The sequence below is a fragment of the Streptosporangium sp. NBC_01639 genome (assembly GCF_045209755.1).
Classification (GTDB): domain Bacteria; phylum Actinomycetota; class Actinomycetes; order Streptosporangiales; family Streptosporangiaceae; genus Streptosporangium.
Genome location: NZ_CP109272.1, coordinates 3,772,634 through 3,794,986, shown reverse-complemented (window position 1 = coordinate 3,794,986; position 22,353 = coordinate 3,772,634). Strand labels below are relative to the sequence as shown.

Annotated in this window: 25 protein-coding genes; 16 read left to right on the top strand and 9 right to left on the bottom strand. The window is 65.5% G+C overall.

Annotated features, from left to right (window positions below; genetic code table 11):
* Positions 1-43: 43 nt before the first annotated feature.
* Positions 44-1,135 carry a hypothetical protein gene (locus OHA77_RS17050; RefSeq protein ID WP_406319027.1) on the top strand — a complete coding sequence of 364 codons (1,092 nt, stop codon included), beginning with the start codon at positions 44-46 and terminating at the stop codon, positions 1,133-1,135.
* 127 nt (positions 1,136-1,262) lie between these two features.
* On the opposite strand, the gene OHA77_RS17045 is transcribed toward OHA77_RS17050, so the two are convergent.
* Positions 1,263-2,129: a helix-turn-helix domain-containing protein gene (locus OHA77_RS17045; RefSeq protein ID WP_406319026.1), complete on the bottom strand. Its 867-nt coding sequence runs from the start codon at positions 2,127-2,129 to the stop codon at positions 1,263-1,265.
* A gap of 169 nt (positions 2,130-2,298) precedes the next feature.
* Between OHA77_RS17045 and OHA77_RS17040 the strand changes: the two genes are divergently transcribed.
* The gene (locus tag OHA77_RS17040; RefSeq protein WP_326819664.1) at positions 2,299-2,598 is read left to right on the top strand and encodes a putative quinol monooxygenase; all 300 of its coding nucleotides are present in this window, start codon (positions 2,299-2,301) and stop codon (positions 2,596-2,598) included.
* A gap of 10 nt (positions 2,599-2,608) precedes the next feature.
* Here OHA77_RS17040 and OHA77_RS17035 read toward each other — a convergent pair whose 3' ends face one another.
* Complete coding sequence (locus OHA77_RS17035; protein ID WP_406319025.1) at positions 2,609-3,169, bottom strand: GNAT family N-acetyltransferase; N-acetyltransferase; 561 nt, start codon at positions 3,167-3,169, stop codon at positions 2,609-2,611.
* Positions 3,170-3,403: 234 nt separating this feature from the next.
* Complete coding sequence (locus OHA77_RS17030) at positions 3,404-4,612, bottom strand: MFS transporter (protein WP_406319024.1); 1,209 nt, start codon at positions 4,610-4,612, stop codon at positions 3,404-3,406.
* A gap of 97 nt (positions 4,613-4,709) precedes the next feature.
* On the opposite strand from OHA77_RS17030, the gene OHA77_RS17025 reads away from it, so the two are divergent.
* From OHA77_RS17025 to OHA77_RS17010, 4 genes are all read left to right on the top strand, one after another.
* Positions 4,710-5,612, top strand: a complete 903-nt coding sequence (locus OHA77_RS17025) for a LysR family transcriptional regulator (protein ID WP_406319023.1) — start codon at positions 4,710-4,712, stop codon at positions 5,610-5,612.
* Positions 5,613-5,877: 265 nt separating this feature from the next.
* Positions 5,878-6,291 carry a DUF6188 family protein gene (locus OHA77_RS17020; protein ID WP_406319022.1) on the top strand — a complete coding sequence of 138 codons (414 nt, stop codon included), beginning with the start codon at positions 5,878-5,880 and terminating at the stop codon, positions 6,289-6,291.
* A gap of 223 nt (positions 6,292-6,514) precedes the next feature.
* Positions 6,515-7,081, top strand: coding sequence for a hypothetical protein (locus OHA77_RS17015; protein WP_406319021.1), 567 nt, complete (start codon positions 6,515-6,517; stop codon positions 7,079-7,081).
* Positions 7,082-7,205: 124 nt separating this feature from the next.
* Positions 7,206-7,436, top strand: coding sequence for a hypothetical protein (locus OHA77_RS17010; RefSeq protein ID WP_406319020.1), 231 nt, complete (start codon positions 7,206-7,208; stop codon positions 7,434-7,436).
* 87 nt (positions 7,437-7,523) lie between these two features.
* Here the strand turns inward: OHA77_RS17010 and OHA77_RS17005 are convergent, their stop codons facing one another.
* Positions 7,524-8,210: an alpha/beta fold hydrolase gene (locus tag OHA77_RS17005; RefSeq protein WP_406319019.1), complete on the bottom strand. Its 687-nt coding sequence runs from the start codon at positions 8,208-8,210 to the stop codon at positions 7,524-7,526.
* A 128-nt stretch (positions 8,211-8,338) separates the two neighbouring features.
* On the opposite strand from OHA77_RS17005, the gene OHA77_RS17000 reads away from it, so the two are divergent.
* Positions 8,339-9,370: a helix-turn-helix transcriptional regulator gene (locus OHA77_RS17000; RefSeq protein WP_406319018.1), complete on the top strand. Its 1,032-nt coding sequence runs from the start codon at positions 8,339-8,341 to the stop codon at positions 9,368-9,370.
* Between the two features lie 376 nt (positions 9,371-9,746).
* Here the strand turns inward: OHA77_RS17000 and OHA77_RS16995 are convergent, their stop codons facing one another.
* The gene (locus OHA77_RS16995; protein ID WP_406319017.1) at positions 9,747-10,091 is read right to left on the bottom strand and encodes a hypothetical protein; all 345 of its coding nucleotides are present in this window, start codon (positions 10,089-10,091) and stop codon (positions 9,747-9,749) included.
* Positions 10,092-10,941: 850 nt separating this feature from the next.
* Here OHA77_RS16995 and OHA77_RS16990 point away from each other — a divergent pair.
* A complete protein-coding gene (locus OHA77_RS16990; protein ID WP_406319016.1) occupies positions 10,942-11,556 on the top strand; it encodes a histidine phosphatase family protein in 615 nt (204 codons plus the stop codon).
* A 437-nt stretch (positions 11,557-11,993) separates the two neighbouring features.
* Here OHA77_RS16990 and OHA77_RS16985 read toward each other — a convergent pair whose 3' ends face one another.
* Complete coding sequence (locus OHA77_RS16985) at positions 11,994-12,317, bottom strand: helix-turn-helix domain-containing protein (RefSeq protein ID WP_406319015.1); 324 nt, start codon at positions 12,315-12,317, stop codon at positions 11,994-11,996.
* A gap of 710 nt (positions 12,318-13,027) precedes the next feature.
* On the bottom strand, positions 13,028-13,570 hold the full coding sequence (locus OHA77_RS16980; protein WP_406319014.1) for a GNAT family N-acetyltransferase: 543 nt from the start codon (positions 13,568-13,570) through the stop codon (positions 13,028-13,030).
* A gap of 360 nt (positions 13,571-13,930) precedes the next feature.
* On the opposite strand from OHA77_RS16980, the gene OHA77_RS16975 reads away from it, so the two are divergent.
* The 4 genes from OHA77_RS16975 to OHA77_RS16960 all read left to right on the top strand — a co-directional run bounded on the left by OHA77_RS16975 (position 13,931) and on the right by OHA77_RS16960 (position 16,455).
* Entirely contained in the window at positions 13,931-14,176 is a 246-nt protein-coding gene (locus tag OHA77_RS16975) for a hypothetical protein (RefSeq protein WP_406319013.1), read from the top strand.
* Positions 14,173-14,598 (top strand): type II toxin-antitoxin system VapC family toxin, encoded by a 426-nt coding sequence (locus OHA77_RS16970; RefSeq protein ID WP_406319012.1) that lies wholly within the window; start codon positions 14,173-14,175, stop codon positions 14,596-14,598. The genes OHA77_RS16975 and OHA77_RS16970 overlap by 4 nt, the downstream gene beginning before the upstream one ends.
* Before the next feature lie 825 nt (positions 14,599-15,423).
* A complete protein-coding gene (locus OHA77_RS16965) occupies positions 15,424-16,134 on the top strand; it encodes a DUF6461 domain-containing protein (RefSeq protein ID WP_406319011.1) in 711 nt (236 codons plus the stop codon).
* Between the two features lie 63 nt (positions 16,135-16,197).
* On the top strand, positions 16,198-16,455 hold the full coding sequence (locus tag OHA77_RS16960) for a DUF6221 family protein (protein WP_350911119.1): 258 nt from the start codon (positions 16,198-16,200) through the stop codon (positions 16,453-16,455).
* 1,538 nt (positions 16,456-17,993) lie between these two features.
* On the opposite strand, the gene OHA77_RS16955 is transcribed toward OHA77_RS16960, so the two are convergent.
* Positions 17,994-19,214 (bottom strand): hypothetical protein, encoded by a 1,221-nt coding sequence (locus tag OHA77_RS16955; RefSeq protein ID WP_406319010.1) that lies wholly within the window; start codon positions 19,212-19,214, stop codon positions 17,994-17,996.
* Positions 19,215-19,631: 417 nt separating this feature from the next.
* Between OHA77_RS16955 and OHA77_RS16950 the strand changes: the two genes are divergently transcribed.
* Together OHA77_RS16950 and OHA77_RS16945 are read left to right on the top strand one after the other, a co-directional pair.
* Positions 19,632-19,922, top strand: coding sequence for a hypothetical protein (locus tag OHA77_RS16950; RefSeq protein WP_406319009.1), 291 nt, complete (start codon positions 19,632-19,634; stop codon positions 19,920-19,922).
* A 298-nt stretch (positions 19,923-20,220) separates the two neighbouring features.
* A complete protein-coding gene (locus OHA77_RS16945) occupies positions 20,221-20,913 on the top strand; it encodes a GntR family transcriptional regulator (RefSeq protein ID WP_406319008.1) in 693 nt (230 codons plus the stop codon).
* 43 nt (positions 20,914-20,956) lie between these two features.
* Here the strand turns inward: OHA77_RS16945 and OHA77_RS16940 are convergent, their stop codons facing one another.
* Positions 20,957-21,382 (bottom strand): hypothetical protein, encoded by a 426-nt coding sequence (locus tag OHA77_RS16940; RefSeq protein WP_406319007.1) that lies wholly within the window; start codon positions 21,380-21,382, stop codon positions 20,957-20,959.
* 199 nt (positions 21,383-21,581) lie between these two features.
* Here OHA77_RS16940 and OHA77_RS16935 point away from each other — a divergent pair, with 199 nt between their 5' ends.
* Together OHA77_RS16935 and OHA77_RS16930 are read left to right on the top strand one after the other, a co-directional pair.
* Complete coding sequence (locus tag OHA77_RS16935; protein ID WP_406319006.1) at positions 21,582-22,007, top strand: plasmid replication, integration and excision activator; 426 nt, start codon at positions 21,582-21,584, stop codon at positions 22,005-22,007.
* Positions 22,007-22,279: a hypothetical protein gene (locus OHA77_RS16930; RefSeq protein WP_406319005.1), complete on the top strand. Its 273-nt coding sequence runs from the start codon at positions 22,007-22,009 to the stop codon at positions 22,277-22,279. The genes OHA77_RS16935 and OHA77_RS16930 overlap by 1 nt, the downstream gene beginning before the upstream one ends.
* Positions 22,280-22,353 lie beyond the last annotated feature (74 nt).

Sequence of the window (22,353 nt, the reverse complement as noted above, 5' to 3'; positions counted from 1 at the left end):
ACCGAAGTTGCCAAGCCGGTGACCGGCGGCTTCGATGAACCCCGTGTCCCGTCCATCCTCCCTGACCGTACGCCGACGCCGGTCGGCCATCCGTACGATCATGATCGCCTGGATGATCGTGATCCTCGGCCCGTTCGCGCTGACCGGCTGCACCCGATCGGCCGAGCCGCCGTCGCTGCCGCCAGGCGGTGTGTACGACCACGACGCGGTGGGTGAGAACTCACGGGCCGAACCCGTCCCGACCGACGGCACGGCCGCCTCCGTCACCCGGCCGTTGACGGCGGCCGGCTGGTTCTGTGCGCAGGTCCGCGCCAATGCGGACGGCCGTGCCCTGTGGTGCCGGATCGGTCACCGCGACCAGGCGGACACGGTCCATCCGCAGGTCGCGCAGTTCCTGCTCGACCACGACGACCGGCTTGCCTGGGCGTGGTTCCCGTCCACCGAGCAGCCGGCGGACCAGAGGAGAGGCGATCATGTGGCCGATGCCGCAGCGTCGGCGCTCGCCGCGATCTGGTCGGATGCCGGTGGCCGCGTACGGCAGGAGATCGACGATTTCGATCGTGTCCTCCGGAACCGGCTGGTGGGGCGGCGCGACGAGATCCCCCGGACCGGGTGGCGGGACGAGCATGCGGACTACAGCTATTCCGCGATCGACGGACTGGTCGTCACCGCACAGGACGACTCCGTGCGGCGCTGGCCGTTCGGCGCCGAGCACTATGCGACCACGATGAGCTCCGCCGTGGATGATCTCCGGGCCGGCGGCTACGACTGCGCCTACCCGCCCCAGGAGAACTGCAACCGCCCCCGGTCGAACGGCTACTTCCGTGTCACGCTCCGCGATGATCAGATCGTCTCGGCCCGGTTCGGCATCGGCAGCCGGATCGAGTCGGGGCGGCAACGGCATCTGCTCAGCGAGGAGTTTCCGCACGGACTCACCTTTCTGACCGAGGCGGTGCGCGGCCCGGTCACCGAGCGCATCGAACAAGCTCGGCGGTCCGGCACCGGCTTCGCCGGCATCGTGGCCGGGACGGTGGTAATCATCGACGCGCGTCGGGGCGCCGCCGGCGGAGACGATTTTGCGGCCTATTTCGACATCCAGATCGGCGCGCCGCTGGCTGCGACCCTGCCCGTGTAGACCAGGTGCTCGGCGGAAGAAGGCCTGATGTGCGATGGATGGCCGGACTCGTTCGGCTCTGCGGGGATGCTCGTCCAGGCCTCCGGTGAGCGCCGATCCGGCTCGGCAACGCAGGCCGGGCGACAACTCAGGTGATCTCCTGAGGTTCGGGTTCGGCGGCGGGCGTGGTGGTGAAGCTGGCCAGCAGGTGTAGGGAGGCGGCGGCTTCGGAGCCCGATGGGGCGCTGTAGATCATCATCGTCATGTCGGGGTCATCGGGCGCGCGCATGGCCACGTAGTCAAGGGCGAGCTCGCCGAGCAGGGGGTGGGCGAAGCGTTTGCGGCCGCGGGTCTTGCCGTGCACGGCATGGTCGGCCCACAACCGGCGGAAGTCGGCGCTGCGCAGCGACAGATCGCCGACCAGGGCGGCCAGTTCGGGGTCGTCAGGGTGGCGGCCGGCGTCGAAACGGAGGTTGGAGACCGTGTCGCGGGCCTTGGTCTGCCAGTCGGGGTAGAGGTCCTTGGCCGTCTCGTCGAGGAAGACCAGGCGGGCCATGTTCCGCTCGGCCGTCGGCAGGGCGGGGAAGTCGGCGACCAGCAGCCGGGCGAGCTCGTTCCAGGCCAGGACGTCCAACCGGCGGCCGATGATGTAGGCGGGCACGGTGACCAGCGCCTCCAGCGCCTGCCGCAGCTCCAGGCCCACCTTCTGGGGCCGGGCCGGACGCCTGCGGGCCGCGGCGGGTTTGGCGAGATTGTTCAGGTAGGCGCGTTCGTCGGCGTCCAAACCGAGCGCGTCGGCGACGGCGGACAGCACCTCGGAGGAGACGTTGCGAGCCCGGCCCTGTTCCAGCCGGGTGTAGTAATCGACGCTCACGCCCGCCAGCAGGGCCAACTCCTCCCGGCGCAGGCCGGGCACCCGCCGTTGCCCGCCGAAACCGTTCGCCCCCACCGCGTCGGGACTGAGCCGGGCGCGCCGGGTCTTGAGAAACTCGCTGAGCTGCCGTGCACGATCCATGCCATCCAGTATTGCGATGTTTGTGGGCTTTTACCTGGTTCTGTCAGACCCAGGCAGGAGCGACCCCGGTTGAACGGAGCTCTGGGCGGCTTTCGGCCCGGCCCGCATGATGGACATCGTTCGCTCCGGCGAACACCACAACGATCACTGTCTGAGCAGGAGTCACACCATGTCGAACACGCTCACCATCGTCGCCGGATTCCGCGCCAAGCCGGGCCAGGAGGAGCGGCTGCGCCAGGAGTTGAACGCGATGATCGAGCCCTCCCTGGCGGAGGAGGGCTGCCGGGGCTACCAGCCGTACTCCGACCCCGAGCGGCCCGACCGTATGATCATCGTGGAGGAGTGGGCCGACAGCGCCGCGTTGGAGTACCACTTCTCGCTGCCGCACTTCAAGCGCGTGGCCCAGGCGCTGGACGAGATCCTGGCAGAGCCGTTCACGCTGCGCCGTCTGACCGACATACCCGCCTGAGCCGGAGGCGTCATACCCGCCTGAGCCGACGGCGTTCCCAGTCGGCTCTCAGTAGCTCGTATCCCACCGCCCCCTGTTTGGATCCTGGGATCTCCGGCCTGTCGACGTGAAACGAGCGCACGTACTGCAGGCCGGCCTTCTCCATCACCCGCCGGGACCCGAGGTTGACCGCCAAAGTCTCCGCGTAGACGCGGCGGACTCCCAGCTCGCTGAAGGCTTTCCGGATCAGCGCCACCGACCCCTCGGTGGCGTAACCCTTCCCCCAAGCGATCTTGCGCAACCGGTAGCCCAGCTCAGGCTCGTCCTCGGGCTCACCGTGCTTGGCCCGCAGGAGAAACCATCCGAGGAACTCCCCGGTCGACCTCTCGATCGCGGCGAAGAAACCCTGGTTGCCGGTGTAGCTCAAGATGCGGGGGAGGATCTCGCCGATGATCTTCTCTCGCGACGTCGGCTCACCACCACTCAGATAGCGCATGACCTCGGGATCGCTGTCAAGCTCCACCAGGTTGTCGGCGTCGTCTTCGGTGATGCGGCGCAGTACCAGCCGCTCGGTTTCCACACAAATCTGCACCGCGTCACCTTAGCCGCGTACCGGGGACCTGATGCGGCGGCACCGCTCGCCGCGAGCGTCTCGGGGCTCGTGGGACCTTTGGCCTTCGTGACCTGCGCGGGCCGAGCGGCGGGCGGGCGCGAGAACGGTCCCCAGACCGCACGAGCAGCGTGTGGCCAAGGCGTACCGGCTGCTCAAAGCGATCATGAACACGGCGGTGGAGGACAGGCCGAGAACCGCCGCAGTCCACCCCGATCAGACGTGATCCTTCGATGAACCGGTCGTCCTGCTCCTGCCCGAGATGCCGGCGGTGGCCGCGCTGACCACGGCGAGCGCCGTGCCCACCCACATCACCGCGGAGATCGACACGCTGTCCACGACCCGGCCGCCGGCGAACGAGCCGAGCGCGATGGAGACGTTGAAGGCACCGACGAAGAGCGCCGTACCCATTTCGCCGCCGCCCGACCGCATGATCCAGAGCTGCAGGGTCACCCCCACGCCGCCGTAGCCCAGGCCCCACACCATGAGCACGATCAGGGGCAGGCCGATCAGGGGCAGCGCCGCCATGGAGAGTGCCATCAGCACGGCCAGCGTGACCAGGACCGGCTTGGGGTTCCTGGCCGCCCATGCGCCTGCCGCGAAGTTGCCGGCCACACCCGCGGCGCCGTACAGCAGGAGGGCGGTGCTGACGAGGGCGGGACCGGCGTGCGAGACCTGCTCCAGGAACGGCCGGACGTAGGTGTAGGCCGCGAACTGGCCGGACACGATCAAGACGGTCAGGACGAGGACGATCTTGAGCGGGCCGGAGAGCCACGCGAGTCGCCCCTCCGACACGTGGGCCGGGGCCTCACGGGGCAACGGCTCGGACGCGTGGGCTCGGGGTTCACCGGGTAGGGACGGCAGGGTTGCGGCCAGCAGCGCGAGTAGGGCCAGGGCCAGCACTCCCATGGCGACGAACGCGGTCCGCCACCCCGCGAACGACGAGATGAACGTCGCCGCGGGCACCCCCAGTACCGACGCCACCGACACCCCGGCCAAGATGATCGACGTGGCCCGCCCGACGGACCTTTCGGGCACCAGCCGCGGGCCGAGTCCGGCCGCGAAGGCCCAGAACCCGCCGATGCTCACCCCGGTCAGCACCCGGGCGGCCAGCATGACGGGGTAGTTCGGCGCGAACGCGCCCGCCAGGTTGGCCACCGCCAGCAGCGCCATCAGCCCCAGCAGCGTGATGCGCCGGTCAAGCCGCCGGGTGGTGATCGCCAGCACGGGTGCGGAGACGGCGGCGACCAGTCCGGGCGCCGACATCATCAGCCCGGCCGTCCCGTCGGAGACGCCGAGGGTGGCGGCGATCGAGGTCAGCAGGCCGACGGGCAGCATCTCGCTGGTCACGATGGTGAAGGTGCCCACCGCGACCGAGGACACGGCGAGCCAGCGCGCCCGGGTGGCGGCGGAAGCATCAGTCATGGTCATACCAGCCAGCTTTCTGCCGGCCAGCAGCGGGAACAATGGCGAAGATCGAAGGCTTGGTTTAGGTGGACTAAGCGATCGGACGGAGATGGGGATGGAGTTCAGGGAACTGGAGTGCTTCATCGTGCTCAGCGAGGAGCTGCACTTCGCACGTACGGCCGAGCGCCTCTACCTGTCACCCGGCAGGGTGAGTCAGCTCATGCGCTCGCTGGAGACCAGGGTCGGTGGCCGGCTCTTCCACCGGACCAGCAGGCGCGTGCGCCTCACGCCCCTGGGCGAACGTTTCCTGGCCGACCTGCGCCCCTCCTACGACGGCCTCGCGAACGCGGTCGGCCGGGCCAAGGCGGCCGCCCGCGAGGTGACAGGCGTGATCAGGCTCGGCTTCCTGGCCACACCCACGGATGTCGTCACCGGCAGTGTGCGTGCCTTCGAGCGCCGGTACCCGGGGTGCAAGACGGAGTTGGTGGAGATTCCGCTCTCCGACCCCTTCGGCAAGTTGCGGGCCGAGCAGGTGGACATCGCGTTCACGCTGCTCCCGGTGGACGAGCCCGATCTGGCGACGGGTGAAGGGCTGAACCAGGTCTCGTACCAGCTCGGTGTCTCCTCACGACACCCGTGGGCCGCCCGTACGAGCATCGGCGTGGAGGAGCTGGCCGGCATATCCCTGATCGGCCTGGACGGCCCGGCTCCGCGCACGTGGCGCGAGCGGGTGGCACCGTCCGCAACCCCTTCCGGCCGTCCCATTCCCCTGGCCGGTACGGTGGCCACCAGCCAGGAGGGACTGACCCAGGTGGCGCTCAACCGGGGCGGCATGTTGTTCTGCACCCCCACGGCGGCTCAGCACAGGCGGCCGGATGTCAGCTTCGTCCCCGTCATGGGGTTGCCTCCCTCGATCCTCGGTCTGGCTTGGGTGAAGGCGGCGGAGACGGCGGCCATCCGGGCGTTCAACGAGGCGGCTGTCGGGCACGCGCTCGGGGCGGCGGTCCTGGTGGCGTAAGACATGACAGCAGACAAAATCCCCAGAAAACGCCGGGGGAAGTCATCGCCGAGAGCGTTGACCTGTGCGACTACGGCTTGGCTTGCTGGGAAGTCTCCAGCGCACCTGGTCCGCTGACCTGGGGAAGGGCCGGCCTGCGAGGGAAGGCTCCGATCACCCGTGAGTCCCCCTGATCACCCTCCTGACGGGCACGCGACGGGCACGCCGAGCACCGAGCGTCGAAATGATGGAGCGGTTTGTAGGCGGCGCCTGGCAAGGTTTGCGTGTGGACGCACCGACAGGGCCGGCCGAGTTGGAGGATCGCTGGCTTCTGCCCTACCGGGAGATGCAGGTGATTCACGTCCGAGTGAGTTATCAACTGACGCTGCTTCTGGACAGCGGCGCTCACGTGGACATAGGGGCGGAGGCGATGCTCAGCCGCGGTCCACTGAGCGCTCCAGGCGCGCCGATGGACCGACTCGTCCCCGCGCGTCAGGAAGTAGCACCGGCTCTGGCTCTCTTCGGTGCAACGGTTCTCTCATCGGTCGCCTTCAAGTCTGGCGCGCTGCGGTTGGTCTTCGACACCGGCGCACATCTGAACGTGAAACCTGACCATCGGTACGAGGCGTGGAGCGCACATGGTCCGGGTGCCCTGCTCCTCGTTTGCCGACCGGGCGGTGATCTCGCGGTTCGGCGATGACCAGAGACGCCGGTTCGGAAGACTTCGGCTCTCCCGCTCTGTGATCAGGCGATCTCGCCGGCAGCGACCTACCCGATTCGGCCCCGGTGAACTGTCGGCCTTAGTAGTGCGGTTGTCGCGGTGACTGCAAGAGGCGACAGAAGCGGTAGGCCTTCGACTGGATCGGCGAACTCGCCGCGATCGTGAACGAGCTTGTCGGTGGCGATCTTTATGCTTTCCGCTCGTGAACAACGATGAACCTTGCACCGTACGCCTGACAATCGAAGTGGAGGACTGCGGTATCGCCTATCTGGCGGACAAGGAACCCAACGGATATGCCGAACAACCGGCCCAGTCCATTGGGATCATCGAGGTCGAGGGGGGCTACGCCACCCTCCATATCGCCCACCAGTGGGGACCGGCCAACTTCACCGTGACGGTCGCCGACCGAGATCCAGGGGCAGATCTCGCCGGTTATGAGGACATCGTGGAAATCAGCTTCGGATGCATGTCGGGCCGAATGGAGATGACAGGGTTCAGCTTCGACGAGCACGTGATGCATCCCCTTCCCCCTCTCCCTGCCGGGCCTGGGACCTACCGCATCCGGTATCACGTCAAGGGTATGGACACGGAGGGCACAGATGACGCCGTCGATGACCATTGCCTTCAGATCTGGCCTGCGCCCCTTGAGGACCCCGTGGTCGTCAAGGCGACGCCTGAAGCCGTTCAGCACCATCTCGACCCAGAGAAGCACGAGCGGAGCGGCAAAGAAGAGGAACCGCTGGCGGGTCCGCCGGGTCAGGCCCCTTGACCAACCGCCCCCGACCGCATCGCCTCCCTGCTCGGCCTCACCCCGAAAGCAAGGCGTTCCTGCGCCGACGGCTGGTCAGCCGGGACGGTGAATCGACGACGCCGTCACCGGGAGCTTCTTCGCCTTGCCGGAATGCGAACTGATCGATTGGCGCACCTTCCGCACCAGGTCTGAGGCCGAGCGCGCGGTCTTCGCCTACATCGAGGAGTCCTACAACCCACGCCGCCGCCATTCTGTCCAACGGACAACTCAGCCCTGCCGAATACGAGCGACACCAAGCTCTCAAACCCATTCACGAAGATGGTTATGCTGCCGCGTAGCCGAAAGCCCTGATGTGTCTACCAAACCGGGATAACTCCACCTTCACCTGCTCCTGAACACGCTTCCTTGAGTCCTTTCGCGGCGACCGGTGCATCACGCGGCCCGAAGACCGGCAGCCGCGTCAGGCCTCGGGGGCCGCCGCGGCCAGGAGCCGGGCGAGCTCGGCCGGCTCGGTGATCATGGGCCAGTGGCCCGAGTCGATGTCCACAAGATCAAGGTGCTTGGCCCTGGCCAGCTCTGGCACATCACCGGCGGCTATCCACTCCTGAGCCTGGGCAGGGGTGAACTCGGGGCACACGACCAGGACGGGGACGTCGAACCGCCGCTCGTCGGTCAGGCGCACCACGCCCTTCGTCACCCCCGCGGGGACGGGGATCGCCGCGGACGCGAAGTCCCGTCTGGCCTCCGCGCCGAGGTCGGCGGAGTCCGGCCCTTCGAACGGACCCCAGCCGGGGAAGGGCATGACACCGTCCTTCAGCTCGAAGAAGTCGGCGTAGGGCTGCCCGTCGGCGGCCGGGAAGCCGCCGATGAACGCGACCTTGGCGACCCGCTCCGGGCACGCGTCGGCGGCCAGCCAGGCCAGGGTGCACGCGGCGGAATGCCCCACCAGCATGGGCTTTCCTGACGCTGAGTCCACGGCGGCGAGCACCGCTGCCGCCTGGTCGTCGAGAGTGGCCGAGGCGGATCCGTCGCCCTGCCCGGGCAGGGCGATCGGTACGGGGCGGTGGCCGAGCGCCTCAAGGGCGGGCACGACGTCGTCCCACGCGGATCCGTCGAGCCACAGGCCGGCGATGAGCAGGATATCCATGATCGGTTCTCTTTCTTCAGCGCGCTCCGGCGAGGTCCTGCCCGCGGAACCTGGTCAGGACGTCAGGCTAGGACCGATTCCGGACGTTCTACTTCCTGTTCATCCCGTGACCTCCTAATGTGCTTCGTGTGCCGACCGATCTCAGTCCCACCGCACGAGCTCTGCGCGCCATGGAGATCCTCCAGACCCGCCCTGGCGTGACGGCCGGCGAGCTCGCCGCCTGTCTGGGCGTCACGGAGCGAGCCGCGCGCCGCTACGTCGGGATCCTCCGTGAGGCGGGCATCCCCGTCGAGTCGGCCCGCGGCCCCTATGGGGGGTACCGGCTCGGGCGCGGGACGCGACTGCCGCCGGTCGCCTTCACCGAGCCCGAGGCGCTTGGCCTGGTCATGGCGGTGCTCGACGGCCGGCCGGCGGCCACCGACGTCGGCGACCTCGTCGGCGCCGCCCTGGGCAAGGTCATCCGGGCTCTGCCCGAGAGCGTCGGACGGCAAGCGGCGACGCTGCGCGAGCATGCGTCGGCGGCGCCCGACCGGTTCTCAGCCCGTCCGGATCCCGCCACCACCAGCGCGCTCGTGGCCGCCATCGCGGACCGGCGGTGCGTGATGGTCGCCTACCGGAGCGAGTCCGGCAACGAGTGGGAGGCCGAGGTGGACCCCTGGGCGGTCGTCGTCCGCCACGGGCGCTGGTACCTGCTGTGCTACTCCCACCGCGCGGATGCCATCCGCACCTACCGGGTCGACCGCATCCGCCAGGTCCAGCGGAGCACGCACGCGTTCGAGCCGCCCGACGGCCTCGACCCGGTGGCGGCGTTGGAGGAGAACCTGGGCACCGGGTGGGAGTTCGCCACGCGCGTCGTGTTCGACGCTCCCCTCGCCGAGGTGGCGCCCTGGATCCGGCCGCCCATGGGGCGGCTCGAACCGTCGGGGGACGGGTGTGTGCTCGTCGGCAGCACGAGCAATCCGACGATGTACGCGCAGGAGTGGCTGCCGAATGTGCCGTTCCCCTTCCGCGTCGAGGGTGGGCCGGAACTGCGCGCCGCGGTCACGATGCTCGCTTCGCGTCTCGCCGCCGCTCTGGCGGGCCCGCCCATGGACGACGCCACACCGGATCCGGGTCGAAAATCTATCCCTGACCTGGTCCTTCACTCTTGGAGCGGGTGACGGGGATCGAACCCACGCTGTCAGCTTGGGAATCATCTACTGATCTTGGCGCTCTGAACTGGGAAAAACGGAGGGCAGGTCAGGATGGATCGAGTGGCCGTGAGTCACGGTAGTTCCCCGCCTGTTCTGGCACGAAGTCTCGATGTCGAGAGATCCCTGCCAACGTGAGCTCCTGGGACATGCTCAACCGGTTGTTCGCAGGACATGCTTTACGGCTGCTCGGCTTGTCCTGGGCGATGGCGACGTAATGATCAAGCACCCTCTGAGCTTCCCCCCGTAGCACGGCCACCTATGGTCCCGACGTTGGAACCGCGGTCATCCTGGAGTCGGAGCCCCCGCCGGAGGCCACGGGTGGCCGATGTGACAATGGGACCGACTATTTCCACAGGTAGTCATAGCGCGGTGGGGCTGGGCTGATGAAGACTTCGCCGTCGCGGATCTGCCATTCGGCTTGGCCGTCTACCTCATGGAAGGCGAAGAAGAGTCCACAGACGCGGTCGTTGTCTTCATCAGCGGCAGGGAGGGCGGCGATCTGACGGACCTGGTCGAGCACGTCAGTGACATATTTTTCACGTACGGCTCGGGCATAACCGGCCGCATCGAGCCATCCCCCATCGGGGAAGGTCCAGCCTTCGGTTTCTCCTGCGCGGATGATGCGTTCTGCCGCTGCTCGCTGTCCGTAGAACTCCAGCCAGCCGCGTATGTAGACCCACGTGCCCATGACGCCATCATGACGGCCGCCCCGGCAGTGAGGTGATGGAGATGTGCTTGGACGTTGATGCAGTGATGCGACTGCCATGCACCGTGGGACGACCAAGGTATCGAGAGTCGACCGCTCCTGCGGCCAGGTCATGAGCGCAGCAACGCCCATCTTTGTACTCGGTGGGAATCTCCGCTCCATGGGTCGATCCCACGTTGCTCCAGCTCCCCGAACCAGCCGCCATAGGGGGTCAGGATTCAGACATCGGTGGCTGTAGTACGGGGGGAACCTCACCCGCACCGTCATTGGGAACGAAGTCCCAGAGCTTCGATCGTCCCGACTCTGAACGGAGATCAGGGACTGTACGGTTTACTGGACAGACCCGCCTAGCACGTAGTCGACACCATGCGCTTCACCGTGATCGCCTGCCCATACCCCCTGCCTCCGATAGCTGCGAGAGCGTGCGACTGTCAGCCGGACCGGGGCAACCGCGGTTTCGCGTGTTCCAAGGTCCCGGTGACCTTCCGCGCTCGCTGGTTGTCCTGCGGTCACAGCCATGATTGATGCGGGCCGACCGTCGCGCATGATCGCCGGTTCGGGGCAGGAGAGCAGGGATCATCCACTGGCCTTGCCACCATGAACTGGGAAAATAGGGGCGCAGGTCAGGGCGGGTCGAGTGACCATGAGTCCCCGTGAGCGATCGTGGTTCCCCGCCCGTTCTGGCACGAATCTGGCACGTGACCAAGGCTCCGCGTGTGAAAACGCTGGATTTTCCAGCGGCGCTTGATGGCCTGCTCCTTGCGCTCGGCGCAGCGCTGCCCATCGCTCGCTGAAGGAGAATGAACAAGATCGAACCATGGCAGGAGGACGAATGGCTACCCGCTATCTATACCTCGCTCGCCACGGCGAGGCTTCGCCGGACGAGAGCGGCCTGACGGAGAACGGCCGCCGTCAGGCCGTCCTACTCGGAAAGAGGTTGCAAGGCATCCCCATCTCAGCCATCCACCATGGCCCGCTGCCTCGGGCAACGCAAACTGCACATTTGATCGGTGAGTATCTGGACGGCGTTCCCTTGCACGTTTCGGAAGTCGCCGGCGACTACATCCCGTACTTTCCCGGCAAAGAAGAGTTGTCGCCGGATTTTGCCGACTTCCTGCTTCGATTTCTCGACCAATGCACGCCGGAGGAACGTCGAAAAGGTCCCGTGCTCGCTCGGGAAGCTTTAGAGCGGTTCTCCGGCCCGGTAGACGGTGACGAGACTCGCCATGAGCTGGTCGTCACGCACAATTTCCTGATCGGATGGCTTGTCCGGGCGGCGCAGGACGCCCCGGAATGGCGCTGGCTTGGCCTCAATCAATGCAACGCGGCTTTGACCGCTATCCGATACACGCCTGGTCGCCCGGCGTCCGTGCTCTTCTACAACGACATGGGGCACTTGCCCCTCGAGCTGCGATGGACGGGCTTCCCGCCTGAACTGCGCATGTGAGGACCATGCGTGAGGTCGGCGCATCGACGCTATGGAGGCAAGCGGGAAAGATCAAGGCCCGGGTCCGGAAACCATCCGTGGCCTGGGCCTTCAAGCGTGGAGCGGGTGACGGGAGTCGAACCCGCGCGGTCAGCTTGGGGATCGTCTACTGGCCTTGATGGGCTGAGCTGGGAAAACAGGGGTGCAGGCCAAGGCGGGTCGAGTGACCGCGAGTCCCCGTGGATGACCGGGGTTCCCCGCCTGTTCTGGCACGGATCCGGCACGTGATCAAGATCAGATTACATGGAGCGGACAAGCTGGGAACCGTTGCAGTCCACCCCGATCAAGGTCCTGGCCTACGACCGGCGCATCCCGTGAGTGGCCCCTATCGGCCCTTGTTCACCTCGGCCCTTGTTCACCCTGGTCAATGACGCGGTCGCCCCGCTTGCCTCAGTCGGCTAACCGGCCAGGAGATCGATCTGTTCAGCTTGGTCGTCTCCCACGGAGATGGTGAATCGAACCCCCATCGCTCTGCCCATCCGGTCAAGCATCTCCAGCGTCGGCACTCCACCGCCCAGCTCGATACGCGACAGAGCCGGTTGGGAGATCCCGGCTCGCCTGGCGACCTCAGCCTGAGTCAGGTTCCTCGCCACACGAACCTCGCGAAGCCTGTCTCCCAGATCCATGTCCCGGACGGCTCGCGTGTACTCGGGGTGCTCTTCGGCCGCGGCTTCCAGAAGCCGCTTGGCCTTCAAGGTCTTCCACGTACTGTGTCCAGCCATCACGACCTCCTGTCGAACACGTGGGTGACGGTCATGTCATGTTCGAGTTGGCAAGTCTTCTTCGCCTTGACCGCACGCTCCACGTCATCATGCTGTGGCCCGTTGCGGGACTTGGCAAACACCGTGAGTAGAACGATCGCCCTTCCCCCAGGCCTCCAGAACGTGATTCGCCAGGACGTTCTCCCAGGGGCAACCTCAGCTCGCTAACGCCATCACGCAGACTCTTGATGTGATCACCGTCTGGCAGACCGCCTCTCTCCATGAGATACCGGTCCACCTTCGCCATCACACGCTGGAACTGCCCGAACGGCAACTCCGTCAACCATGCCTCCACCTCGGGCTCCCACGCGATCTCGAACATACCCTTGATGGTATATACCTTCGATGGTAAGTCAGCGGAACGAGAAAACCAGCCCTCAGGCCTCGAAAACGATCAAGGCCCGGCTCGGGATCATGATCCTGAGCCGGGCCTTCGTACTTGGAGCGGGTGACGGGGATCGAACCCGCGCTGTCAGCTTGGGAAGTGCATGGATCACGCCTCGTAGGGGCGCTGAGCTGGGCTTCGGGGCGGTCGTGAGTGACCGTGATTGACTCCTCGTCACCCTGGTTAATGGCCCGCTAACGGCCCGACGATCAGCCCGTGGTCTCCTTTGCGGGGCGCGGGCCTCACCAGCCTGATGATCACTGTCTGCCGTCCAGTTGGGAAACGCCTACTCGCTCTGAGTGGGTTCCTGCACTGCGTCGGGACTCACGTAGTAGTGCACCAGGGCGCGTTTACCCGCTGTGTTCAGCCAGTCGGCGTGGGCGCTTGCCACACGTCTCCATCCGACACGCTCATACAGGGCGATGGCCGCGTGGCCTTCGTCGGACACGTCGAGCATGAGAGTTACCCCCAGGTTGGCCGCCTCCTTGCGGACCACGTCAAGTAGATGAGTGGCGTGTCCGTGGCCTCGCCCCTGAGGGGTGACGAAGAGCCGTGTGATCGATCCGACGCGACCGACCGGCGTGCCGATGGCCGTGGCCAGGGACGGTTCAAGGGTTGCCGCGTCAAGCTGTGAGAGCCCCACGTGTCCGACGACGTCGGAACCCTCAACGGCCACCCATGCCTGAAGAAGGTCAGACGGTGTCAGCCATCGTCCGGGATCGGCGGGCCAGTCCACTGGGTAGCGGTCGGACCTATGCACGGAGGCGAGAGCATCGATACAGGCGCGCAGATCCTCGGTGGATCTCGGACGGATGAAGGGGGTCTTCACCCGATGATTTTCTCATAGGCAGCTAAAAAAAGATCGAGGACCGAGTCCGGAAGCCATCCGCCGGCCTTCGTGTGTGGAGCGGGTGACGGGAATCGAACCCGCGCTGTCAGCTTGGGAATCATCTACTGACCTTGGTGCTCTGAGCTGGGGAAACGGGGGTGCAGGCCAAGGCGGGTCGGTTGACCGTGAGTCCCCGTGAGTGACCGTGGTTCCCCGCCTGTTCTGGCACGCATCTGGCACGAAGTCTCGACGTCGAGAGATCTCCTGGCGATTCGGAGGACAGCGGGTCGGCCCGTACCAGGCCGTTGGGTGTAGCGGTGTCGCTGTCGCAAGTGGAACCGCTTGCGTAGACTCGTGGTCATGAGCGCCGGACATGCGCATGAGGAGCTTCATCACCTGGTGGACCGGCTTTCGCCGGACCAGGCGCGTCGTCTCCTGCGCTTGGTGAAGACAGATCCAGAACTGGCTGAGACGACTGACGAAGAACTGTCTGAGCCGGTTCGACGTCGTCGTCTGTCGATCGCTGGAATTGGCGCATCCGGCGAAGGCGATCTGTCGGAACGGGTCGAAGATCTGCTGGCGGAGCGGTTCAATCGGTCAGTATGACCGCCACGCTCCTGGACACCGGCCCTCTGATAGCTGTCGTCGATCGAGATGACAAGCACCATGCCTCATGTGTGCGGCTCCTGGAGGAGCTGGAGGGACCACTCCTCCTGCCCTCGACGGTCTTGATTGAAGCTGGTTGGACGATCAACAGGCACATGGGGCCTGCCGTACATGCACAGTTTCTTGATCTCGTGACCGAAGAGTTCGAGTTGGTCGATCTGCTTGCTGCCGATGTACGGCGCATGGCTGAACTCGTCCGGCTTTACAAGGACGCTCGTCTCGACCCGGCTGATGTGTCCGTGGTTGCCATCGCGGAGCGTCTAGGCGTCACGCAGGTTGCCACGATCGACCGCCGTGACTTCACGCTGATCCGGCCTCGGCATGTGTCGGCGTTCAGACTGTTGCCAGATGTGCTTGTCTGAGAAATCGTGGAGCGGGTGACGGGAATCGAACCCGCGCTGTCAGCTTGGGAAGTCTCTAACGCACCTGGCCGCTGAGCTGGGGAGACGCTGACCTGCGGGGGAGTGCTTCGGTTACCCGTGATTCCCCGTGAGTCCCCCTTGCTCCCTCTGCTGACGGGCACGCAACGGGCACGGCCTGAGAACCCCGTGCGGACGCACCCACCCCGCCGGATCTTCCCGTCTGCCTCGTCCCACCCCGGAGGGGCAACAGCTCGGGGACGGAGGATCAAGGCCGTCTTCGCGTGTACGCCGGCCGGTAGACGTTCCTCGGCCATGGGATGCCAACGGTCACAGACGGCCTTGATCCGGAGGAGTCGAGATGTTGGGCTTGCCTGGGACGTGGCAGGCGGGAAGATCCGGCTTCCACCTCAACCATCTACGGCCTTCATGGTGCGACGTCGATCATCCCGGAGCCGAAGTGCCCCCGCCGGAGGCTTAGCGGTTTTCAAGACCGCTAGGAGCTATCAGAACAGCAGCCCATGACCTGGACTTATTGCCCTGCGATCAGCCTCGAAGCGGAGATCATCGCGTAGATATCGCGCAACCCGCGCATGACCCCTCGACTGCCGCGCCTTCCCACATCGATGCGCGCGCAAAGACACCGGGTTTAGGAAGCGCACCCTCACACGTCCGGAGAAAAGTCTCTGACCAGCGGATACGTCATTCGTAATCGGCCCTGGGCTGTCGGTTGGGCGAGCATTGGGCAGAGACACACTTGGGGCGAGATCTTCCTCCAAGGTGACAAGCCTGTGACCTGTCGGCTGTGATGGTTACAGGCGCCTTCTGATGGCTGCAGTCGGCCCCGTGCGCTCCTACTGTCGGTGCCTCGATGAGCAGGTCACGGGGGCGGAAATGCGAGCGTGTGCAGCACAGGTCGCTATGGATAAGTTGATCGCGCTCCCGGAGCGGCACGTTTCTGTCGGCGGCGACTGCCACCATGACGACATGATCATGCAGCCCATCGATGTCTCCTGGCTCTGCGGCGAATACGGCGAGGAGTGCTACGGCTTCATCTACCTCCGCACCACACCCGAACAGGCCATTGCCCGCCTCGGCGGCCACTACGCAGACTTCGAACCCGCCCGCCTGCCCGACGAACCCGACGACTGGCCACGCCCGGGGGAACCCCTCGGAGTCGCCTCCGTAGGTGACTGGAGCATCATCTTCTACCCCGATTGGATCAGCATCGAGGAAAAACTGATCACCCGGCTCTCCGAAGGCACCCGCCTCGTCTTCCACACCGCCCTCGGCGTCGAGGACACAGACGACTTCTACTGGTGCGAAGACGGCGAGATCAAATACCTCTACGGAGGCGACGACGCCTTCGTCATGGATCCCCCGGACGAACTCGCCGACGCCATGGAGGAGATCGACAAGCTCTATCCGTCGATTCCCCGTCTCTACAGAGGGCCGGCATTCCTCCTCATCGAATACCTGACCGGAATCAGGCCGACCGAGGAACTCCTGAAAAGCCTCACCTTCAGGTGGGCACCGTGAAGCGGTCCGGGTCTGATGGAGGCTTGATCCCCTGAGAGGATCGAGTCATACGAAAATCAGCTCATGATCGACCTCCTACAATTTCTCCACGCCCGTAACCAGGCGGACAACCACGCCTATGCCGAGGTGGCCTACCGCTTCGGCGGTGACGCTCTCCTCGACAGCCACCTGCCGATGCTCGACCTGATCGACATGCTGGCACGGGAGTACGCGGCAATGGATCCCGCAGACGCGCGCTTCGCCGGTCTCACATACACCCTTCGAGTGCTCGCCCAGTCGTACTTTGAGCACCCTGAATACCGTGAGGAGTGGCGACCCTAGAACCTGTTCATTGCCACGGCTGTCTTGGTGATGCGATCCCTGTGCCGATAGGTAAGCCGTGCTTATCGGTGAGCCGGGGTGAGGAACGAATCCCGGATCTTCGATCGCCCCCGACCACGGCAGACTCGGCCACCCCGTGGCGATCGTCGTGCTGCATGAGGGCGGCGGCGCGACCAGTGGCCGGCGGATGACGTGGGTGCGGCGCAGCGGGCGTGCGGCGACGGCCCGGAGTCCTGCGCGCGTGCCGGGACCGGCCCCCAGGCCGCATGCCCGGCATGCGCTGGTAGGCGCAGGGCCGGGCGACGGCGCGCAGCGCCGCCGCCTCTTGATATCCATAAGAACAATTCGGCAACTGTCTAGGAGCGCAACAGGCCGATCGTCCGCTTTCCAGGCGGACCAATCACCCTGCTGAGCTAACGGAGACCGTGCTGAGACGCGTGTGGGCGGTAGCGCGGATGCGTCGGTATGTGGGGAGGTTGCTGTCAGGGTCGCTGTCACCTCAGCCATGGTCACCCGGTGCTGGGGCCCGACGAAGGAGGACCTCGGCGTCAATCGCCCCAGTCATGGTCGGCGAGTGGCGAACTGAGCGATCGTCACGGCCCTGACCATTCAATGTGAACAAGGGCCCGGGCAGCCTTCAAGGCCGTCGCTCATCAACCTCACAGGAATCTGCATCTAGATTTACGGCAGAGACCCTCGGTAATCTGGCATGCCTCATGACCACAAAATGGGCATTCGGGCGACGGAGGACCTGTGAGAGATTTTGACTATAAGCGCTCGGCTGCAATAACTAGATCCGCGCTCGCCGCCCTGTTCGCATTAATCATGCTCTCCGGCTGTGGCAACCTATGGTTCCATGAGACGTTCAAGGTTGACGGGGCCGCTGTCAAAGAAGTTCGCAGTTTGGGCAGAGTGATATTACAGGTCCAGTCAGATTGGACTTGGAAGAGCACTACGCAAATTGATGAAATCCTACTGATGGACGTCGGAGCTTCGACTTTTGAAGCATCTCAGGATATAGCATACAAGCGGTTGCGTCAGCTCGGATGGTCTAAACATGGAAATCACAGCTTAGAATCGTGCAAATGGGGCCACGTAGTTGTTTCGTTTGATTCACTAGACAACCTAGAAGCATATGGCTCCCTGGAGCAGCCCATATGGAGCGCGGTTCGGGCGGGCCCGGCAAAACCTACTGCGCTTATGCTTATTGTTCTCGCCCCCTTGGGCTAAAACCTCCGCTCATCGCAACATTTAGTCGAAGAGAAAAATCGATGGGCTCTCACGAACAACACCCGCCATATGATTACCTCGTATCTGTCGACTCTCGGCATGGCGTAGTGGGACAGTAGTGTTGATCCGGCCAATTGCTAGTCCGACCGCCCGACGCGCGCAGGCCGCCGCAGGCGGGCTGCCTCGACGACGTGGAGAAGGTTCTCATCCGGTGGGATGCGGCGTTATATATCCTGCTCCGGGACATGTTTGACGCATCGGTCCTGGGACATGTTTGACAGGTGCCGCTGGTGGTCGCTTTAAAGCAGTCAATCAAGGAGTTCGGGGCGGCGAGTGGTTAGGGCGCGGCGGGCGGTCACATAGCGTTCGTGGAACTCCTCGGCGAGAGCTTCGCGACGGTAGCGCTGTCGGATGACACGGTCCAGATCTGCGGCGCGGTTGACGAGGTCGGTGAGAGATTTGCGGTCGATGTCGAACGCTGTCATCCCCTGCTCTACGGCGGCGTCAAGATCGCCGCGTCGGGCATGAATGATGCCAAGGTCGATGTGAGCGTCGGCGACGCGCATAGGGGCGTTGGACGTGCCGTCCGGGCGGGTGTGCATCTGGATCGTCTCGCGGGCGTGTTCTTCTGCCCGGTCGTTGTCCTCAAGCCAGGTGTAGGCGGTGGCGGCGTAGAAGACCCACTTGGCGTGGTCGAACACGAAGTGGTGGTCAGGGTTGCCGGGGAGTGGGAGTTTGGCGAGTGCGTCGGCTCCGCGAGTGAGAGCCTTGTCGGCTTCGCGGCGGTCGCCGATGCGGGCCAGTCCGCGGGCTTCTTGGAGGGTGAGTTGGACCATGGCGCTGGAGTGGCCGGCGACGGCCTGGCCCATGCGGGCGGCGGTGACCACGTCTTCGTAACGGCCTTCGACCAGGGCGAACCAGGCGGACATCTCGTGTGCCCAGCCCATGAGCTCGCCATGACCGACCTGGCGGCCCATCTCGTAGGCGGCGCGGCGGGCGGTCTCGGCCTCCTCGCGCTCTCCCAGGTCGTAGTGAACGCATCCAAGCAATGCGGTCAGCCATCCGGTGATGACCAACAGTTCTCGATGTTGATCGAGAGTGATCCGCCCGCCGAGTAGGCCGTTGACCTGGGCGAGGCGTTTCTGCGTCCGGTCGCGCAACGTGGCGGCCGAAACAACCGGGTAGGCGCGGCAGAGCAGATCGACGGCCTCGGCGAGAGCTTCGAGCGTTCCGGTCCCGACGTCGGATGCCTGGAGTTGCTGGGCGAGTTCCATGGTGCCGTACAGGTCGGCTTCGGCCCGGAGCGCATCTACGGGCATCACGGTGGCCTCAATCAGGCGGCTCTGACCACGCCGATTCTGGCGGAACCCCAGCGCTTCGGGCTGCAAGCCGGTCAACTGCGTCAGGGCGAGCCGGTAGGAGGTATGCGGCCAGGAGACCTCGCCCGCTTCCCAACGCCTGATGCGTTCCTCATCGCACGTCAGACGTCCGGTGATACCGCTCGGGGTGGCGTTGATCCGGTCGGCCATCTCGGCACGCGTCAGACGGTGCTCGTTACGCCACGCCCTGAGTTGGACGTTGGGGATGTTGTCGGGCATCTGGGGGCCTTCCTCCCGGCTGGGGGCTCAAGAGGGGGGAATGAGGGGGGCCTTTCGGGGGTCCTGTCGCTCTCGGTTTGCCGGTGGACTTGCCATCAAGCAACCACGGTACGTCAGCCCGCCTTCCGCCGCAGGGAGCGCGGATCAAAACGAGGAGATGGCGACGGTGACCCGGCCAGACGAGAACAGCGAGACACGCCCTTGCCCTGCGTGCCGGGGTCGTGGAACCAAGCTGCGCAGCTCGCGCCGTGCCCTTCTCCTTGGCGAGAGCAGCGATGACCACGAGACAAACGGAGAACAGGAATGTCTCGACTGCCTCGCAAGCGGCCGGGCCGAAAGGAACGCGAGATGAATCCGATCATGCAGGTCGCTGCGGCCCGTCTGTACGAACAGCAGCGACAGAACGAGGTCCTCGCCCTGACCACCCTGAGGGATGAGCTTCTGCGGCTCGGGGTCCGGGCTGAGTTACGCGACAACGACAGCGCGCTGATGATCCACCGTCCGCAGGTGGGGCTTCCGGTGTGGGTGTTCGTCGGCTACGGCGGCTCCTACTACTCCTGGCAGTCCGCCGAGAAGCGCCACCCGGTCAACGACCTGGAAGGCGCGGCCCACGTCCTGGCCGACTACGTCGGTCGCTGAGACGGGCGCGGCGAGGCAGGGTCCTCTGGCGTGGAGGGGACCGGAGAGCGTCGCCCCTGCCTCGTCGCGCTCCTCGTCTCCCGGCAGGTAGCCAGACCGGTACGTGCAGTCCGCCCCCGCATCGCACGTCTTTCCCCCGGTTCTCTGCCTGCCGGGCTCTGCTTGCCGGCCTCCCTGTCCGCCCGTCGCGTGACAGGTGAGGAAAGCCAAGTTACGCTCTAACTTGGTAAAACAACCTGTCGGGTGATGGACGGTCGTAATGTCGCTAGAGTCCGTGCCGCCGAAGTATGCACAACTGGTGCAGGCGCTTCAACGGCGCATCGAGTCGGGGGACTACCCTCCGGGCTCGCTGCTGCCCAGTGAGAACCAGCTCATCAACGAGTTCGGCGTCTCCCGGCCCACCGTCGTCGCCGCCCTCCGTGTGCTGCGCGAACAGGGCTGGATCGACTCCCAGCAGGGCAAGGGCCGGTTCGTGCGCGGCCGCCCGGCGATGGCCTCGGCGGAACAGCCCCGCCCCGGACAGGCCTACCTGACCGCCCCCGAGACCGCCTCGGCCGGCGAGGTGATCGAAGCGGCGGCGCTGGCCGCACCCAACCGGATCGCCGCCCTGCTCGGACTCGCTCCGAAGACCAAGGCGTTCCTGCGCCGGCGACTGGTCAGCCGAGACGGCGAACCCACCGAGGTCGTCTCGGTGTGGGTGCCGCTGGAACTGTCCGAGGGCACCGACCTGACCAGCGCCGAACCGCTCCCACAAGGCCTTCGCGAGCACCTCCAGGCCCGTAAGGGCGTGCGCTTCGACCACATCGTGGAACAGATCACCGCCCGCATGCCCGCCACCGACGAGGCCAAGCGGCTCGGCATGCCGAAGAACACGCCGCTGCTGGCTGTCTACGGCGCGGTCCGGGACGCCTCCGGTCAGGCACTGGCCGTCGTAGAGGTTCTGTTCCCCGCCGACCGCCACGAGTTGGAAGACGCCTACCCGATCACGTAGGAAGCCATCAACCTCTGTACACGGGTCAGCGATTTGTTGCGCGTTAGTAGCAGCGCCAATCCCCGTCCCAGTCATGGGAGTCGTACGCCTCGACGATGACTCGGCGGCCGCCAGCGGGCCCCTCATCTTCGAAGTACAGGGAGATCATCGCTTTTGACTCGGCTCCCGCGATCGATGCGCTGCCGTAGTGGCGGTGGATCTCCTGGGGCGTCAGCGCTGTTTGGAGCGTGATCCTGACGCGATAGTCGCAGTAGCGTCCGCTGCCCATGGCCAGATTCTTCCCGAAGATCACATCGCGATCCATCGGGAAGACGTCTCGGGTCCGTGGCGGAAGAGGGAAGTCGAGGACACGCCCGTAGAAGGCTTCGAGACGGGCGTTGTCCCGCCAGACGGGCATCATCACCAAGCCGAACGCTAGGGCGATCGGCGCAAACACAGCCGCCAGAGGGATCCACACGCTTCGGCTCACGAGGTCGAACCATAAGGGCAGCGGCAGTTAGATCTAGGCCAAATCGGTATCTTCCGCGCTGGCCGCCCTGTTCCTCGCTCCAGCGTTCACTTCACCGATGGCCCCAACTCTTAGGCACTTGACCTACCAAGCTAAGGCGTCGTACTCTCAAAGCACTTGATAGGTTAAGTGCCTATCGCTCGATAAGAGGAGTGCCATCATGGCTCTGCAAGGTCCCATCCCCGTCGGCTTCGACCAGGTCTTCCCGCACGGCTGCTACGTCGTCGGAGAGGTCGAGGCGGTCAAGGACTTTGACGCCTCCACCAACGGCCGCTTCGTCCAGTCCCGCGACAAGTCCACTGGGGAACTGGTGTGGCAAGTCGCGGTCATGGACGCCGACCCCACCGTCAAGCCCGGACAGAAGACCGTAGCCGTCAAGATCCTCGCCCCGGTCCAGCCCGTGCCCCCGGCCCCCATGCCGGGCCTGCCCTTTACCCCGGTCGAGTTCGACCACCTCACCGTCACCCCCTACGTCAACGGCACCGGACGCCTCGCTTACTCGATCAAGGTCCGCGCGATGCGTGCTCCCCGCATCGGTGCCGCTCCCGCCAAGAACACCGCCACCCCCGCAAAGGACGTCGCCTGATGACACGCCGTAGGAACCACCGAGTCAGCATCATCAACCTCAACACCGGTCGCGGTGCCCGCGCGACCAGCTATCCCTACCCGACCCGCACGCCGGTCCTGGCACTCGACTTCGGGGCCGTCTCAGTCTTGGTCACCACCTCGGCCGGCGACCTGGTGACCGGCGCCGACGTCGAGTTCGCCCGCCAGCTCGCCCATGAGGCCCATGCCTTCGCGCGGTTGGTTGAACGCTCCTTCCACGGTCTGGCCAACGGCAAGGGCATCGCGGCCTGACGCATGCAGCGGGGCCGCTGGAACTGGTACTTCCGGCGGCCCCTCATCTCCCCGGATGTGAATCAAGAGAGGGC

Coding starts and splice junctions, on each gene's coding strand:
- OHA77_RS17045 (WP_406319026.1), bottom strand. CDS start 2,129: ATGGATCGTGCACGGCAGCTCAGCGAGTTTCTCAAGACCCGGCGCGCC.
- OHA77_RS17040 (WP_326819664.1), top strand. CDS start 2,299: ATGTCGAACACGCTCACCATCGTCGCCGGATTCCGCGCCAAGCCGGGC.
- OHA77_RS17030 (WP_406319024.1), bottom strand. CDS start 4,612: ATGACTGATGCTTCCGCCGCCACCCGGGCGCGCTGGCTCGCCGTGTCC.
- OHA77_RS17025 (WP_406319023.1), top strand. CDS start 4,710: ATGGAGTTCAGGGAACTGGAGTGCTTCATCGTGCTCAGCGAGGAGCTG.
- OHA77_RS17005 (WP_406319019.1), bottom strand. CDS start 8,210: ATGGATATCCTGCTCATCGCCGGCCTGTGGCTCGACGGATCCGCGTGG.
- OHA77_RS16995 (WP_406319017.1), bottom strand. CDS start 10,091: ATGGGCACGTGGGTCTACATACGCGGCTGGCTGGAGTTCTACGGACAG.
- OHA77_RS16990 (WP_406319016.1), top strand. CDS start 10,942: ATGGCTACCCGCTATCTATACCTCGCTCGCCACGGCGAGGCTTCGCCG.
- OHA77_RS16985 (WP_406319015.1), bottom strand. CDS start 12,317: ATGGCTGGACACAGTACGTGGAAGACCTTGAAGGCCAAGCGGCTTCTG.
- OHA77_RS16975 (WP_406319013.1), top strand. CDS start 13,931: ATGAGCGCCGGACATGCGCATGAGGAGCTTCATCACCTGGTGGACCGG.
- OHA77_RS16970 (WP_406319012.1), top strand. CDS start 14,173: ATGACCGCCACGCTCCTGGACACCGGCCCTCTGATAGCTGTCGTCGAT.
- OHA77_RS16965 (WP_406319011.1), top strand. CDS start 15,424: ATGGCTGCAGTCGGCCCCGTGCGCTCCTACTGTCGGTGCCTCGATGAG.
- OHA77_RS16960 (WP_350911119.1), top strand. CDS start 16,198: ATGATCGACCTCCTACAATTTCTCCACGCCCGTAACCAGGCGGACAAC.
- OHA77_RS16955 (WP_406319010.1), bottom strand. CDS start 19,214: ATGGCCGACCGGATCAACGCCACCCCGAGCGGTATCACCGGACGTCTG.
- OHA77_RS16950 (WP_406319009.1), top strand. CDS start 19,632: ATGAATCCGATCATGCAGGTCGCTGCGGCCCGTCTGTACGAACAGCAG.
- OHA77_RS16935 (WP_406319006.1), top strand. CDS start 21,582: ATGGCTCTGCAAGGTCCCATCCCCGTCGGCTTCGACCAGGTCTTCCCG.
- OHA77_RS16930 (WP_406319005.1), top strand. CDS start 22,007: ATGACACGCCGTAGGAACCACCGAGTCAGCATCATCAACCTCAACACC.